The organism is Paraburkholderia acidiphila (assembly GCF_009789655.1).
Lineage (GTDB): Bacteria > Pseudomonadota > Gammaproteobacteria > Burkholderiales > Burkholderiaceae > Paraburkholderia > Paraburkholderia acidiphila.
Map to the genome: position 1 here is coordinate 28,447 of NZ_CP046909.1, position 15,070 is coordinate 43,516.

At 65.7% G+C, this 15,070-nt stretch carries 12 protein-coding genes; 8 read left to right on the forward strand and 4 right to left on the reverse strand.

The window, feature by feature from the left end:
- Window positions 1-81: 81 nt before the first annotated feature.
- From FAZ97_RS00130 to dprA, 3 genes are all read right to left on the reverse strand, one after another.
- Window positions 82-2,739 (reverse strand): DNA topoisomerase III, encoded by a 2,658-nt coding sequence (locus tag FAZ97_RS00130; protein WP_158756632.1) that lies wholly within the window; start codon window positions 2,737-2,739, stop codon window positions 82-84.
- Window positions 2,740-2,996: 257 nt separating this feature from the next.
- Window positions 2,997-3,374, reverse strand: a complete 378-nt coding sequence (locus tag FAZ97_RS00135; protein ID WP_158756633.1) for a thioredoxin family protein — start codon at window positions 3,372-3,374, stop codon at window positions 2,997-2,999.
- Between the two features lie 105 nt (window positions 3,375-3,479).
- Window positions 3,480-4,721, reverse strand: coding sequence for a DNA-processing protein DprA (gene dprA, locus FAZ97_RS00140; protein ID WP_158756634.1), 1,242 nt, complete (start codon window positions 4,719-4,721; stop codon window positions 3,480-3,482).
- Between the two features lie 284 nt (window positions 4,722-5,005).
- On the opposite strand from dprA, the gene def reads away from it, so the two are divergent.
- From def to htpX, 4 genes are all read left to right on the forward strand, one after another.
- On the forward strand, window positions 5,006-5,509 hold the full coding sequence (gene def / locus FAZ97_RS00145; protein ID WP_158756635.1) for a peptide deformylase: 504 nt from the start codon (window positions 5,006-5,008) through the stop codon (window positions 5,507-5,509).
- Window positions 5,510-5,575: 66 nt separating this feature from the next.
- Window positions 5,576-6,571: a methionyl-tRNA formyltransferase gene (gene fmt, locus FAZ97_RS00150; protein WP_158756636.1), complete on the forward strand. Its 996-nt coding sequence runs from the start codon at window positions 5,576-5,578 to the stop codon at window positions 6,569-6,571.
- A 110-nt stretch (window positions 6,572-6,681) separates the two neighbouring features.
- Window positions 6,682-7,332, forward strand: coding sequence for a LysE family translocator (locus tag FAZ97_RS00155; protein ID WP_158756637.1), 651 nt, complete (start codon window positions 6,682-6,684; stop codon window positions 7,330-7,332).
- A 127-nt stretch (window positions 7,333-7,459) separates the two neighbouring features.
- Complete coding sequence (gene htpX / locus FAZ97_RS00160; protein ID WP_158756638.1) at window positions 7,460-8,314, forward strand: zinc metalloprotease HtpX; 855 nt, start codon at window positions 7,460-7,462, stop codon at window positions 8,312-8,314.
- 45 nt (window positions 8,315-8,359) lie between these two features.
- Here htpX and FAZ97_RS00165 read toward each other — a convergent pair whose 3' ends face one another.
- Window positions 8,360-9,775, reverse strand: a complete 1,416-nt coding sequence (locus tag FAZ97_RS00165) for a hypothetical protein (RefSeq protein WP_158756639.1) — start codon at window positions 9,773-9,775, stop codon at window positions 8,360-8,362.
- Between the two features lie 11 nt (window positions 9,776-9,786).
- Here FAZ97_RS00165 and rsmB point away from each other — a divergent pair, with 11 nt between their 5' ends.
- Genes rsmB through esaR form a run of 4 tightly spaced genes read left to right on the forward strand, consistent with a single transcriptional unit; the run spans window position 9,787 to window position 15,051 of the window.
- Window positions 9,787-11,325, forward strand: a complete 1,539-nt coding sequence (gene rsmB, locus FAZ97_RS00170; protein WP_158756640.1) for a 16S rRNA (cytosine(967)-C(5))-methyltransferase RsmB — start codon at window positions 9,787-9,789, stop codon at window positions 11,323-11,325.
- The gene (locus tag FAZ97_RS00175) at window positions 11,322-11,915 is read left to right on the forward strand and encodes a DUF4390 domain-containing protein (protein WP_158756641.1); all 594 of its coding nucleotides are present in this window, start codon (window positions 11,322-11,324) and stop codon (window positions 11,913-11,915) included. The genes rsmB and FAZ97_RS00175 overlap by 4 nt, the downstream gene beginning before the upstream one ends.
- On the forward strand, window positions 11,905-14,346 hold the full coding sequence (locus FAZ97_RS00180; protein ID WP_158756642.1) for a sensor histidine kinase: 2,442 nt from the start codon (window positions 11,905-11,907) through the stop codon (window positions 14,344-14,346). Before FAZ97_RS00175 ends, FAZ97_RS00180 begins: the two co-directional genes overlap by 11 nt.
- Window positions 14,347-15,051, forward strand: a complete 705-nt coding sequence (gene esaR, locus FAZ97_RS00185) for a response regulator transcription factor EsaR (RefSeq protein ID WP_158756643.1) — start codon at window positions 14,347-14,349, stop codon at window positions 15,049-15,051.
- Window positions 15,052-15,070: the final 19 nt, after the last annotated feature.

Genomic DNA, 15,070 nt, shown 5'->3' on the forward strand with positions numbered 1-15,070 from the left:
GCGCAGCTTCGTGAGAAGCTGCGCCTTTTGTTTCGCTGCGGTGCGCGGGCTTGGGCCGATGCCGGCCCTTGAAAGGAACGCTTACGAGCCCGTCTTGCGCGCCGGCGTCTTGCGGGCGGCCGTTTTGCGCGCCGGTGAGGATTTGGCTGCCGCCGTCTTGCGCGCGGGCTTGGCCTTGCCTTCTTCTGCCGAATCCGCCGCGTCGTTCGCGGCATCGTCCTTAGCCTCGGCCGATGCGGCCGACTTCTTCGCTGCCGTCTTGGCCGCCGTCTTCGCGCTCGGTTCCTTCTTCTCGAACTCGAAGCCGATCTTGCCGTCGGGTTGTTTGACGAGGAATGCCTTGAAGTTGCGGCCCGTACGCGACGACTTGAAGTTCGTCAGCAAGTCGGTACGGCCTTCGGCCAGCAGCTTCGCCATCTGGTCGCGCGTGATCTCCTGCTGGAGGATCACCTTGCCCGAGCGGAAGTCGCAGGTCTTCGGATTCGCGACCGAGTGCTCGCACACATAGCTCATGCCGTGCTCGAACACGTGGCCCTTGCACTTCGGGCAGGCGCCCACCGGCTCCTGCTGCGAGAAGTCGGGCGCTTCGCCATCTTCGGTACCCTGGTCCTGGCCGAAATCGAACTCGAGCTTGTAGTTCTTGATTTCGTCGTCGAACGAGAGCTTGAGGATGGCCGAGAACGGCCGGCCCATCTTGCTGCGGAAGCCCGAGAGCGGGCCGATCGTCTTGTTTTGCAGCAGCTCTTCCACTTCGGGGATTTCGAACTGGCGGCCGCCCGGAATCTTCGAGATCGAGAACTCGCACTTCGTGCACGCGAAGCGCCGGTAGTTTTCCTTCACCTGGCCGCCGCAATTCGGACACGGCGTGGTCAGCGTCGCGTAGTCGCCGGGGATCGTGTCCGAGTCGTATTCCTTCGCGCGCTTCACGATGGTCTGCGTCATGCGGGCGATTTCCTGCATGAACGCGTCGCGCGGCAGCTTGCCGCGCTCCATCTGCGAAAGCTTGTACTCCCATTCGCCGGTGAGTTCCGGTGCAGTGAGTTCTTCCACGCCGAGACCCCGCAGCAGCGTCATGAGCTGGAATGCCTTGGCCGTGGGAATCAGCTCGCGCCCTTCGCGCACGAGATACTTTTCGCCAAGCAGACCTTCGATGATCGCCGCGCGCGTGGCCGGCGTGCCAAGACCCTTGGCGGCCATGGCCTCGCGCAGCTCTTCGTCGTCCACGAGCTTGCCCGCGCCTTCCATGGCCGAGAGCAGCGTCGCTTCGTTGTAGCGCGCAGGCGGCTTGGTCACGAGCTGATGCGCCGCGATCTTGTCGGTCTTGACCTTCTCGTCCTTCTTCACCGGCACGAGGTTGGCGTCGTCGCCGGCCGCGTCGCGGCCATAGACCTGCAGCCAGCCCGGCTCGACCAGCACCTTGCCTTCGGTCTTGAAGTGATGTCCCGCGACTTCGGTAATGCGCGTGGTGACGCGGTATTCCGCCGCCGGGAAGAACACGGCAAGAAAGCGCTTTACGACGAGGTCGTAGAGCTTCTGCTCAGGCTCGGAAAGCGACTTCGGCGCCTGCAGCGTGGGGATGATGGCGAAGTGGTCGCTGATCTTCGAGTTGTCGAAAATGCGCTTGTTCGGCTTCACCCAGCCCTTGTCGAGCACCTGCTTCGCATGCGGCAGGTAGTTGTTGCTCTCCTTGAGCATCTCGAGCGTTTCTTTCACGGTGCCGAGGTAATCCTCGGGCAGCGCGCGCGAATCGGTACGCGGGTAAGTGAGCACCTTGTGCTTTTCGTACAGCGCCTGGGCGAGGCCCAGCGTGTTCTTGGCCGAAAAGCCGAAGCGGCCGTTGGCTTCGCGCTGCAGGCTCGTCAGGTCGAAGAGCGCGGGCGAGAGCTGCGTGGACGGCTTCGATTCCTCGGTGACCGTGCCTTCACGGCCGTGGCAGGCCGCGACGATGGTCTCGGCGGCCGGCAGGCTCCAGAGGCGCGAGTCGCGCTTTTCCGGATCGAACTCGTCCTTCTTGAATTTCGGGTCGTACCAACGCCCTTCGTAGAAGCCGCCCGCGCACACGAACTCCGCGCGCACTTCCCAATAGTCGCGCGCAATGAAGCGGCGGATTTTCTCTTCACGTTCGACGACGATCGACAACGTTGGCGTCTGAACGCGGCCAACTGTCGTGAGGAAGAAGCCGCCGCCCTTGCTGTTGAAGGCGGTCATCGCGCGCGTGCCGTTGATGCCGACGAGCCAGTCGGCTTCCGAGCGGCAGCGGGCGGCGTCGGCGAGCGGCTGCATGTCGTGGTCGCTGCGCAGGTTCGCGAAACCGTCGCGAATCGCCTGCGGCGTCATCGACTGGAGCCACAGGCGCTGGACCGGCTGCTTCGCCTTCGCGTGCTGCGCGATCAGGCGGAAGATCAACTCGCCCTCGCGCCCCGCGTCGCAGGCGTTGATGAGCTGCGTGACATCCTTGCGCTTCATCAGCTTGTTGAGCACCTTGAGCCGCGATTCGCTCTTGGCGATCGGGTTCAGGTCGAAGTGCGGCGGGATCACGGGCAGGTGAGCGAAGCTCCACTTGCCGCGTTTGACCTCGTATTCCTCGGGCGCTGCGATTTCCAGCAGATGGCCGACCGCCGACGAGAGTACGTAGTCGTCGCTCTCGTAGTACTCGTCATGCTTGGTAAAACCGCCCAGCGCGCGCGCGATGTCGTTCGCGACGGATGGCTTCTCGGCGATGATCAGAGCTTTGGACATGACTGGTTGCTTGTGGGTGTATCCGGTTGGCGCCCCGGGGCCGATGCCGCCTGAATGGGCGCTTGGGCGCGATGCCCGGCGTTGCCGCCCCGCTCGGGGGGCCGTTCTCGACCGCTTTATAGCACATGGCGCGGCGGCGTCGATTTTTACGTCATCTCATGATGACACCCGCTCAAGCGCCAAGGCGCCCAATCATAAGGGCGTGCCAAGGCGTGCGGCAAGCGGTGCGCCTGATCGGGGTCAGATAGCGGTGGCGTTCAAACCGCGCTCAGAGCGGGGCGCAGCTTGGGCGCGTCGGCCACGCCCGGCAGCGCCCTGAGGTCCGAGAGCATGCGCTCGACCACGGCGGCATGCGGCAGGACCGTGCCGAAAAAGCGCGTGGCGTGACCGTCTTCGATCAGGATTGTCGGGAAGTTCTCGACATCGAGATCGTCGAAGCGGTCGGCATGGGTTTCGATGTCGATGTACGCGAAGCAGACATCGGGATGCGCCTCGGCGATGCGGTCGAACGTGGCCCGGTAGTCGCGGCACGTCCCGCACCACTGCGCGCACAGGCACGCGACGAACAGCGTGTCCTGATTGCTGACGCGCTCTGCGATCTTGTCGGCGTCGGTGTCGAGGTCTAGCGCGGGCATGGTCGTTCCTTGCGTTCTCTTATATATAGAGCGGGGTATTTGGCGCGAATGTATCACGGCGGCGCGCGGGCAGTGATGCTCCCTCAATCCGCGGCATGAGCCGCCTCATGTCCCGCGACTGGCCCGCACGAACCAGCCGCCGGGCAGCGCATCGAGGTGCCCCGCGAGTTCGAGCTGCAGCAGCGTGCCTTGCAGCACCGCTTCAGGCATGTCGGTGCGCTGGGCGAGGATTTCAACCGTGGCTGGCGCGTGTCCGAGCGCTTCGAGCAGGCGCCGGGCGTCGGCGGCAAGACCGGCGGCTGGCTTTCGTGCTTCAGCACGCGGGCTTTCGAGCGGCAGCGGCAGCGTCTCACCAGCGTCGCGCCGTGTGCGTTCGAACGGAACCGAGACTTTCTGGCGGCGCGGCTCACGCCGCGATGCGGGCGCGCGCCCGGCACCCGAGGGCTGTTGCCCGACGTTCAGCGCATCGAGGACCTCTTCGGGCGATTCGACCAGCTGCGCGCCCTGTTTGATGAGCCCGTGGCAGCCGCGCGTGAGCGGCGCGTGGATCGACCCGGGCAGCGCGAATACGTCGCGCCCCATCTCGTTGGCGAGGCGCGCCGTGATGAGCGAGCCGGAGCGTTGCGCGGCTTCGATCACCACCACGCCTTCCACAAGCGCGGCAATCACGCGATTGCGCTGCGGAAAGTTCGCGGAGCGCGCCGGGGTGCCGAGCGGCCATTCGGAGACGAGCGCGCCGTGCGCGGCAATCTCCGTGGCGAGTGGGTGATGAGCCGGGGGATAGACGAGATCCGCGCCGGTGCCGATCACGGCGACTGTGCCGCCATGCTCGTGGAGCGCGCCGCGATGTGCGGCGCCGTCCACACCGAGCGCGAGCCCCGAGACGACCGTGAGACCCGCCGCTGCGAGTGTGCGCGCGAAGCGCGCGGCGTCGTCGATGGCTTGGGGCGTGGCGCTGCGGCTGCCCACGACCGCTACCGCGCGTGCGTGGAGCAGCTCGAGCCGGCCCTTTGCGTAGAGCAGCGGCGGTGGATCGGGCATGTCGAGCAGGCGCGGCGGATAGGCCGGGTCGGCGAGCGTGATGAGCGCGTTGCCGGGCGCCGCCCGCCAGTCCTGCAGTGCTTCGAGCAGTGCTGCGAAGTCTGGGCGGGGCGCGGCCAGTGCGGCGTGCGCGGCTTGTGCGCCAGCTACCGCGGCGAGTGCGGCGAATGGTTGGGTCAGCACGTTTTGAGGCAGACCAAACGCGCCGAGCAGCGCCCGCAGCGCAGCGGGCTTCAGCCCCCGTGCGAGGGCGAGGCGCAGCCAGGCGGTCAGTTCCTCGGAAGACAGCGGCAAGGTCGTTGGCATTGCGTTCCCCGGGCGCGGACGGTTTGCCGCACCTCGTGATAAAATTTTCACCATCCGAAATACACCGTGGCGTCTTTACCCGTGGCACTGCGCGCACGCCTTCCTGCGCGGCGCGTTCGCACGGGCGAGCGCGCGTTCAACGTTGAATTGCGGCCCTTTCGTCCGAATATGCGTGGATATCCTCCGTATCCGGCATGGGACCCGCAAGCTGGCCGAATGGCCAGGCCGCGCATCGTTCCCTGTTCCTGGCTTTTTCAGGCGCCCAACGAGAAACCCGTCAAATCATGGCTCTACTGAACATTCTTCATTACCCGGACAAGCGTCTGCACAAGGTCGCGAAGCCGGTCGAGGTGGTCAACGACCGCATCCGCAAACTGGTCGCCGACATGGCAGAAACCATGTACGCCGCACCGGGCGTCGGCCTCGCGGCCACCCAGGTCGACGTGCATGAGCGCGTCGTGGTGATCGACGTTTCCGACGCGCACGACGAGCTGCGCGTGTTCATCAACCCGGAAATCATCTGGTCGAGCGCCGAGCGTGAAGTGCATGAGGAAGGCTGTCTTTCCGTGCCTGGCATCTACGACGAAGTCGAGCGCGCGGAAAAGGTGCGCGTGCGCGCGATGAACGAAAAGGGCGAAACCTACGAGGTGGACTGCGAAGGGCTGCTCGCGGTCTGCATCCAGCACGAAATGGATCACCTGATGGGCAAGGTGTTCGTCGAATACCTGTCGTCGCTCAAGCAAACGCGCATCCGCAGCAAGATGAAGAAGCTCGAACGCGCGATGTAATCGCTGTGCGTTGCGTCGTTTCATTCTTCGTCCACCAGCGTCCAGCAAACTGAGCATCGAGCGCCCATGAGTCACACCCTTCGCGTCATCTTCGCCGGCACGCCGGAATTCGCCGCCACGGCGCTCGCGGCGATTCACGAAGCGGGCTTTGCCGTGCCGCTCGTCCTGACCCAGCCGGACCGCCCGGCGGGCCGTGGCATGAAGCTCCAGGCAAGCCCGGTCAAGCGCTACGCGCAGGAGCACGGCATCGCCGTTGCCCAGCCGCCGTCGCTGCGCCGCACGGGCAAGTATCCGGAGGAAGCGGCCGCGGCACTGGACCTGCTGCGCGCCACGCCGCACGATGTGATGGTGGTCGCAGCCTACGGGCTGCTGCTGCCGCAGGAAGTGCTCGACATCCCGCCGCGCGGCTGCATCAACATTCATGGGTCCATCCTGCCGCGCTGGCGCGGCGCCGCGCCGATTCACCGCGCGATCGAAGCCGGCGACGACGAGACCGGCATCACGCTCATGCAGATGGACGCGGGGCTCGACACCGGCCCGATGATCTCTGAAGTGCGCACGCCAATCGCGCCGGGCGACACCACGGCGACGCTGCACGACCGCCTGGCGCAACTCGGCGCGAAGCTGATCGTGGACGGGCTCCTCGCGCTCGAGCGCGACGGCGCGCTGCCCGTCACGCCGCAGCCGGCTGAGGGCGCGACTTATGCCGAAAAAATCGGCAAGCAGGAAGCGGCGCTCGACTGGCGCCGGCCGGCCGTGGCGCTCGCGCGCCAGATTCGCGCGTTTGACCCGTTCCCGGGCGGCGCCGCCACGCTGGACGGCGCGCAGCTCAAGCTGTGGGCCGCCGAGCCGGTGGAGCGTTCGGCCAGCGCGAGGGCCGAGCCGGGCGAAATTCTCGATGTGAGTCCGGCAGGCGTGGTGGTGGCCTGCGGCGAGGGCGCACTGCGCCTCACGCAGCTGCAAAAGCCGGGCGGCAAGCGCCTGAGCGCGCGCGAATTCCTGGCCGGCATGCCGCTCGCGGCGGGCCAGCGTTTCCAGTTGCCCGAGGCTCCTGCGGCCTGAATCCGGGCTCGCGCCAGCGCCTGAAAATGGCCACCCGCGCAAGCGCCGCGCGGTGACCAGCGCGCTAGAATCATTAGCGTTTGAAGCGGCTTTTCGATTTTGAGGTTGTCATGTTCGGCATCACCCATTTCGGTTTCTTCCTCGTCGCCGTGTTTCTCCTGAACGTGACGCCGGGGCCCGATACGGCATATATCGTCGGCCGCAGCGTCGCGCAGGGCCGCGGCGCGGGCCTGGTCTCCGCACTGGGTATCTCGGCGGGCTGCTGCGTGCATACGCTCGCCTGTGCGTTCGGTTTGACGGCGCTGCTCGCGGCGTCGGCCACGGCGTTCACGGTCATCAAGATCGTCGGCGCGATTTATCTCGTGTATCTGGGCGTGCGGCTCGTCCTCACGAAACACGACGTCACGCCGGCCGAAGGCGCCGCGCAAGCCACGCCGCCTGCCGCTGCTGCGCGGCCGCTACGCCAGCTCTTCATTTCGGGTTTCTGCACCAACGTGCTCAACCCGAAAGTGGTGTTGTTCTTTGTTTCGTTCTTCCCGCAGTTCGTGGCCACGGGTAGCGAGCACAAGACCCTCGCTTTCCTGACGCTAGGTGCCGCGTTCGTGCTGATGAGCACGGTCTGGAGCAGCTTCGTCGCGTGGGTGGCGGGCAGCGTCACGCGGCGCTTGTCGGGCAAGGCGGGTGTGAAGAAGTGGCTCGACCGCACGGTGGGCTCGGCGTTTGTCGGCCTGGGCCTGAAGCTCGCCACGGCCACACGCTGAGATTGAATTTTTCGCATCTGCCCATATCTAACAAATCGCTTACAATGCGCTCGCTTATTGCTGGCTGACCGGCTGGCGGGCGTCCAACGATCGATTTGATCCCCTGGTGGGTGAAGGAGCACAGCACATGTTCAACTGGGTCAAAACCGCGATGTTGATGGCCGCGATTACGGCCCTTTTCATCGTGATTGGCGGGCTGATCGGCGGGCATCGCGGGATGATGCTGGCGCTGTTCTTCGCGCTCGCCATGAACTTCTTCTCGTACTGGTATTCGGACAAGATGGTCCTGCGCATGTACAACGCGCAGGAAGTCGACGAGACCACGGCGCCGCAGTTCTATCGCATGGTTCGCGATCTGGCCACGCGTGCGGGCTTGCCGATGCCGCGCGTCTACCTGATCAACGAGGACGCGCCCAACGCCTTCGCCACGGGCCGCAACCCCGAGCACGCGGCGGTCGCGGCGACCACGGGTATCCTGCGCGTGCTGTCCGAGCGCGAAATGCGCGGCGTCATGGCGCACGAACTCGCGCACGTGAAGCACCGCGACATTCTCATCTCGACGATCTCGGCCACCATGGCCGGCGCGATCTCGGCGCTCGCCAACTTCGCGATGATCTTCGGCGGCCGCGACGAAAACGGCCGCCCGGCGAACCCCATCGCGAGCATTGCCGTGGCGCTGCTTGCGCCGATCGCGGGCGCGCTGATCCAGATGGCGATCTCGCGTGCGCGCGAGTTCGAGGCGGACCGTGGCGGCGCTGAGATTTCGGGCGATCCGCAGGCGCTCGCCTCGGCGCTCGACAAGATCCATCGCTACGCGCAAGGCATTCCTTTTCCGGCGGCCGAACAGCATCCGGCCACGGCGCAGATGATGATCATGAATCCGCTTTCGGGCGGCGGCTTGCAGAACCTTTTTAGTACGCACCCGGCCACGGAAGAGCGCATCCGCCGCTTGATGGAAATGGCCGCGGGCGGCAGACGCTGAAGCGACCCGCACTAACAAAAAACGCCTCTTCGGAGGCGTTTTTTTTCAGCCCGTCGCCGCGGCGTCGCCGTCTACGTGACGCACGTCTGTTCGAGCCGAAACCCGCCATGCCCGTTGACGCAGTGAAACCACGAAGAACACGAAATAGACGCCGATGAACCAGGACACGTCGAGCGCGTAGTAGACGTGTCCAAACTTGACGACGATCCACGCGGCGACGAACGCCAGCGGCACGGCATAGAAGAACACGCGATCCATCCGGTTGTCAGTGTTGCTGCTCTGGAATAGCGAAACGTAGCAGCATGCGAAAAACGGCGCGATGTCGTATTCCTTCATTCTCGGATTCAGCGCGAGACAGAATGCGAGGACGTAGAACAGCCTGCCAGGTGCGTTTCCATTTTCGAATACCAGGAGTCGCCGCGCGCGTAACGGGTTCACCGCATACACGAATAGCGCCACGACAACCCCTTCGTAGAACAGCACATCTTCCAGAGTCGATAGCGCGCGGACGTGCTGCTCCAGTATCCCGAACAGCACGAGCCCGGAATCGTTCTGAGCGAGCATCTGCCAGCGCAGCAGGGTTTCGAAGTCGGTCCACAAGCGCGGTTCCAGCGCGAGTTGCGCGATGGTTGCGAGCGCAACACACAGAGGCACCGCGAAGAAATAGCGCATGCCCTTGGGGATAAAAAAGAACACGACGGCGTACGTCAGGAAGTAGATTTTGATGGAGGCAAAAAGGGCGATGAAAAACGCCAGCGCGCAATACTTTGCCGTCGCGCTGCGGCTCGTCTGCGAGGCGTGCGGCGAACTACGCGCTAAAGCGTCCTGGGAAGCCGCGTAAAAAAGCGCAATGATCAGCAGGTGAGCGAAGATCGCGAAGTTTCCCGTGAGGATGCCTCCCACGCCCGCGCCGCCGGTCAGAAAACCCAGCGCGCCCGCCGCGACGAAATCCGCATGTCTGATGCTCCAGGCGAAATAGATCAGCGACGCGACAACGAACGCCACATAGAGCCAGTGAAACGGCATGCGCGAAAAGAGATTCAGGAAGATGGGCGGATAGACGAAGGGAAATCCGTGCGGGATATACGGATTCGCGCCGCGCTTGAACTGGTCCAGCGCGTACGCGTACACCTTGTAGTCCCAGAAAGGCGCGAATAGCTTTCCCCGTCCCTGCTGGTACACGGAAAAGAGCGCAACGAAGGCCAGGAACGCGAAGTCGTGTTTTTTCCCGAGTGGTTTCATGATGGCCGCGACGAAGCTGGGGAGGCGTCTTGTGTCGCCATCATGCGGCGAGCCGTTAGTCGGTATCCGCCAATATGTATCCAGACGAATTCGTCGCCGCTGGCCCGTGCGCGCGGTGCGCTCAAGTCGAATCGAACAGGGCTGGTAGTGTTGCGCGCTCGCCACGCTACAATGGCTCGCTTGTGCATCAATGACGCCGCGATTCACCGCGGCCCGCATCCGGTTTCTTCATGACATCCAGCCCACCCCGGCGACCGAGCAAGCCGTCTCACGGCAAAAAGAGTTCCGCATCGTCTGCGCGCCAGCAGGGCACAGCGCCGGCGCACAGCCACGCCGTGCACCTGGCCCCCGATTCGCTCGGCTTTGCGCTCGACCAGGCGGCACATGCGGTCGGCGCGGTGCGCGCCGGTGCGGCGCTGCCCGCCGCGCTCGCGAGCGCCCTCGCCGCGTTGCCCGCCGACTTCGCGGCGCAGGCTCGCGGCGCCGTGCAGGACATCGCGTATCGCACGATGCGGCGCCTCGGCACGGTCGACTGGCTGATCCGGCAGCGCGTGAGCAAGGCGCCGCCGCCGCACGTCGCGAATCTGCTGGCCTGTTCGCTCGCGTTGCTCGCGCAAGACGAGGCGAGCGCTGCCTACACGCCGTTCACGGTCGTCGACCAGGCCGTACGCGCCGTGGGTGCGCGCCGCGAGATCGTGTTCGCGAAGGGGCTCGTCAATGCGGTGCTGCGCGGCTTTCTGCGCGAGCGCGACACGGCGCTGGCCGCCGCTCAGGCCGATGAAACCGCGCAGTGGAACTATCCGCGCTGGTGGATCGACGCGGTCCGCGCCGCGTGGCCCGCGCAGTGGCAGGACATTCTCACCGCTGGCAACACGCAAGGCCCGCTCACGCTGCGCGTGAACGCGCGCCGTGCGAGTGCCGCCGACTACGTCCAACGGCTCGCCGCCGAAAACATCGCCGCCACGCAGATCGGCGAACACGCCGTGCGCCTGGCCGCGCCGCTGCCGGTGGAGCGCATTCCCGGCTTCATGGCGGGCGACGTGTCCGTGCAGGACGCCGGTGCGCAAGTGGCCGCGCAAATCCTCGGCGTGCGCGACGGCATGCGCGTGCTCGACGCTTGCGCGGCGCCCGGCGGCAAGAGCGGCCATCTGCTCGAGCTTGCCGACATCGACCTGATCGCGCTGGAGAGCGATGCCACGCGCGCCGCGCGCATAGGCGAGAACTTCGCGCGCCTCGGTTTCGCGCAAGACGACCCCGCGCATCCGGCGCGCCGCGCAAGGATCGTGGTCGGCGACGCGGGCAATCCCGCGGCATGGCACGACGGCGAACTCTTCGATCGCATCCTCGCCGACGTGCCGTGCTCGGCCTCGGGCATCGTGCGCCGCCATCCAGACATCCGCTGGCTGCGCCGCGAGAGCGACATCGCGGCGCTGGCCGCCGAGCAGCGCCGCATCGTCGATGCGCTGTGGCCGCTCGTGAAGCCGGGCGGCGAGCTGCTCTATGTGACCTGCTCGATCTTCCCCGAGGAAGGCGAGGCGCAGGCGCGCTGGTTTGAAAGCACCCATGCGGATGCGGTACGATTGGACGCCCCGGGGCAACTGCTGCCCGAGGCGCTCGGCGCGCCGGCCCGTGGGCCAGCATGCGGCGCAGCCGGCGAGGCGCGGCACGATGCCGATGCAAAGGCCGAAGTGACGGCAACCGACCGCCCCGTTCCCGATCGCACCGCAGATCACGACGGATTCTTCTACGCGCGCTTTCAGAAACGGTGACCATCAAACGCTTCTTCCCGCTGCGGTTCGCGGCCCTGATCTGGCTGGTGTTCGCCGTCGTCGGCTTCGTGGCCGCCACGCCGGCGCGCGCCGACTCGATCGCGGTGCAGCGCGCGTCGCTCCAGGCCGACAGCAACGGCTGGAGCCTCGACGCCCGTTTCGACTTCGACCTCAACAGCAGCCTGGAAGACGCGGTCAACAAGGGCATTCCGCTCTACTTCACCACCGACTTCGAGCTCACGCGCGCGCGCTGGTACTGGTTCGACGAACAGCCGGTGAGCGTTTCGCAAAGCATTCGCCTGTCGTTCCAGCCGCTCACGCGCGAGTACCGCGTCTCCAGCGGCGGCCTGCAGCTCGGCTTCTCGTCGCTCGCGGAAGCGCTCGCGGTCATCAAGCACGTCACCTCGTGGCACGTGATCGACCCCAAAGACGTGCATGCCGGCGAAACGTACACGGCCTCGGTGCGCATGCAGCTCGACGTCGCGCTGATGCCCAAGCCGTTCCAGATCGACGCCGTGAACAACCGCGACTGGAACCTCGCTTCCGACTGGAAGCGCTTTAACTTCACGGTGACCGAACGTGCTAAATAAAGTGCGCCGCGCCACCAGCTTCAGCAGCGTCGTCGTCAAGCTGCTCGTTTCCACCGTTGCGTTCACCGCGACGCTGCTGCTCGTCCTGCTCGCCGCGGCGAGCGCGAACACCGAGTTCTTCGACCGCTACTACGGCTGGCTCTATGCGGCCAATATCGTCGTCGCGCTGATCTTCCTGTCGGTGGTCACGGCGCTCATGATCGTGATCGTCGTGCGCTTGAGGCGCGGCAAGTTCGGTACACGGCTGCTCGCGAAGCTCGCGTTCTTCTTCGCGCTCGTGGGCGTGGTGCCGGGCGGCATCATCTATATCGTTTCGTATCAGTTCGTCTCGCGCTCGATCGAGTCCTGGTTCGACGTGAACGTGGAAACCGCGCTCACGGCAGGCCTGAATCTCGGGCGCGGCATGCTCGACGCCTCGTTGTCCGACCTGCAAACCAAGGGCCGTCTCATGGCGGAGCAGATCGCGAGCGGCGACGCCGCGGGCACGACGCTCACGCTCCTGCGCGCGCGCGACCAGTTCGGCGTGCAGGACGCGATGATCGTCGAGCCGGTGCGCAGCATGTCGGGCGCGGCGCCGGACATGCACGTGGTGGCGCAGGCGTCGAGCAACTTCTCGTCGCTCATGCCCGCAGATATGCCCACGTCGCTCATGATCGATCAGGCGCGCGGGCGCGGCTACGCGGCGATCGAAGGCGAAGTGGACGGCGACCCGCATCAGCTGGGCTCGAAGGGCGCGCTGCGCTTGCGCGTGGTCACGCGCATTCCTGATGCGAACACCACGGATCTGCAGCCGGTCGAGCGTTTCCTGCAACTGGAGCAGCCGGTGCCGGCGGCGCTCGCGCGTAACGCCGACGCCGTGCAGCGCGCGTATCGCGAGTATCAGGAGAAGGCGCTTGGCCGCACCGGCCTGCGCAAGATGTATATCGGCACGCTCACGCTCGCGCTCTTTCTCGCCACCTTCGTTGCGATGATGCTGGCGCTCGCGCTCGGCAATCAGCTTGCAAGGCCGCTCTTCCTGCTCGCGCAGGGCACGAAGGAAGTGACCGAGGGCGACTACACGCCCAAGCGCGAAATCAAGTCGCGCGACGAACTGGGCTTCCTCACCCAGTCGTTCAACGCGATGACGCGCCAGCTGTCCGAAGCGCGCCAGGCCGTGGAGAAGAACCGCGTCGCGCTCGAGCATTCGAAGGCGTATCTCGAGAGCATTCTCGCGAACCTCACCGCGGGCGTGTTCGTGTTCGACCGGCAGTTCCGCCTCACGACGGCGAACCCCGGCGCGGAGCGCATCTTCCGTCAACCGTTCCAGACGCAACTTGGCGTCGCGCTCGATCATATCGGCGCGCTCACCGAGTTCGGCGCAATGGTGCGCAAGGCGTTCGCCGATCAGGAAGCTTCGCGCACGGACCGCGAAGGCGGCGATCAAGATCGCGGCCACTGGCAGCAGCAGTTCTCCGTGCCGATTCCGGGCGAGGCTGATCCGCTCACGCTGCTCGTGCGCGGCGCGCGCCTCGTCTCCGATACGGGCCGCGACGCGGGCGACATGCAGACCTCGGGCTACGTCGTGGTGTTCGACGACATCTCCGACGTGATCTCGGCGCAGCGCTCGGTGGCGTGGGGCGAAGTCGCGCGGCGCCTTGCGCACGAGATCAAGAATCCGCTCACGCCGATCCAGCTCTCGGCCGAACGCCTGCAGATGAAGCTTTCCGACAAGCTCGCGCCCACCGACGCCGAGGTGCTCAAGCGTGGCGCGACCACCATCGTCAATCAGGTCGCGGCGATGAAGCAGATGGTCGACAACTTCCGCGATTACGCGCGCACGCCGCCTGCGGTGCTCGCGAACCTGCAGCTCAATGAACTCGTGAGCGAAGTGCTCACGCTCTACGGTGTGGGAGAAGGCAAGAGCGCGATCAAGGTCGAGCTCTCCGACTTGCCGGTCATTCGCGGCGACGCCACGCAATTGCGCCAGGTAATCCACAACCTGCTGCAAAACGCGCAGGACGCGGTGGCCGACACGCAGAATCCTCACGTGACGCTCGAGACCCGCGCCGTAGAATACGGAGACCCCGACGCGCAAGGCCGCACGCGCGTGGCGGTGCGTCTCACGGTTTCGGACAATGGCCCGGGCTTCCCGGCGCGCATCCTCACGCGCGCGTTCGAACCCTATGTGACGACCAAGGCCAAAGGAACAGGACTCGGGCTTGCGATGGTCAAGAAGATCGTCGACGAGCACGGCGCGCGCATCGACATCCGCAATCGAATGAAAGCGGGCGATGTAATCGAAGGCGCGCAGATCTCGATTCTCTTTCTCCAGTTGGCGGACGACATCCCCCCAGATGCCGCCACGCCGGGACCCGGCCGAGCCGTGGCGGGGCAGGCGCGTGCCGAAGCGGAGCAAGGATCAAAAGCAACAGTGCAGACAAGGGCAGCGTAAATGGCAACCATCCTGGTGGTAGATGATGAAATGGGCATCCGGGAATTGCTCTCGGAGATCCTCAGCGACGAAGGACACGTCGTGGAGCTCGCGGAAGATGCGCAGCAGGCGCGCGAATTCCGGCAGCGCCACGTGCCGGATCTCGTGCTGCTCGATATCTGGATGCCGGACACCGACGGCGTGACGCTGCTCAAGGAATGGGCCGCGCAGGGCCATCTCACGATGCCGGTCATCATGATGTCGGGGCACGCGACCATCGACACGGCCGTCGAGGCGACGAAGATCGGCGCGCTCAACTTTCTCGAAAAGCCGATCGCGCTGCAAAAGCTGTTGAAGGCGGTCGAGCAGGGGCTCGCGCGCGGCACGGCGGCGCCCGTTGCGCCGGCCACATCGGCGGCGGCGGGGAAATCGGTGGCGGGCGGACCCGCAGTCGTGGCATCGGCGGCGGCGTTGCCGGTGCTGGGCGCCGACGGCGTGCATGGCATGCAGGCGGGTGCGCCGGCCACGCAAACGGCTTCGATCTCGTTTGACATTCCGCTGCGCGACGCGCGCGACGCGTTTGAGCGCGCTTACTTCGAGTACCACCTCGCGCGCGAGAATGGCAGCATGACGCGCGTGGCCGAAAAAACGGGGCTTGAGCGCACGCACCTGTATCGCAAGCTCAAGCAGCTCGGCGTGGACCTCGGCAAGAGCAAGGGCGAGTGAGGGCGTGAGCGCTCGCGCG

Coding starts and splice junctions, on each gene's coding strand:
- htpX (WP_158756638.1), top strand. CDS start 7,460: ATGTTCAACTGGGTCAAAACCGCGATGTTGATGGCCGCGATTACGGCC.
- FAZ97_RS00155 (WP_158756637.1), top strand. CDS start 6,682: ATGTTCGGCATCACCCATTTCGGTTTCTTCCTCGTCGCCGTGTTTCTC.
- FAZ97_RS00135 (WP_158756633.1), bottom strand. CDS start 3,374: ATGCCCGCGCTAGACCTCGACACCGACGCCGACAAGATCGCAGAGCGC.
- FAZ97_RS00130 (WP_158756632.1), bottom strand. CDS start 2,739: ATGTCCAAAGCTCTGATCATCGCCGAGAAGCCATCCGTCGCGAACGAC.
- FAZ97_RS00165 (WP_158756639.1), bottom strand. CDS start 9,775: ATGCGGGCCGCGGTGAATCGCGGCGTCATTGATGCACAAGCGAGCCAT.
- dprA (WP_158756634.1), bottom strand. CDS start 4,721: ATGCCAACGACCTTGCCGCTGTCTTCCGAGGAACTGACCGCCTGGCTG.
- rsmB (WP_158756640.1), top strand. CDS start 9,787: ATGACATCCAGCCCACCCCGGCGACCGAGCAAGCCGTCTCACGGCAAA.
- def (WP_158756635.1), top strand. CDS start 5,006: ATGGCTCTACTGAACATTCTTCATTACCCGGACAAGCGTCTGCACAAG.
- esaR (WP_158756643.1), top strand. CDS start 14,347: ATGGCAACCATCCTGGTGGTAGATGATGAAATGGGCATCCGGGAATTG.
- fmt (WP_158756636.1), top strand. CDS start 5,576: ATGAGTCACACCCTTCGCGTCATCTTCGCCGGCACGCCGGAATTCGCC.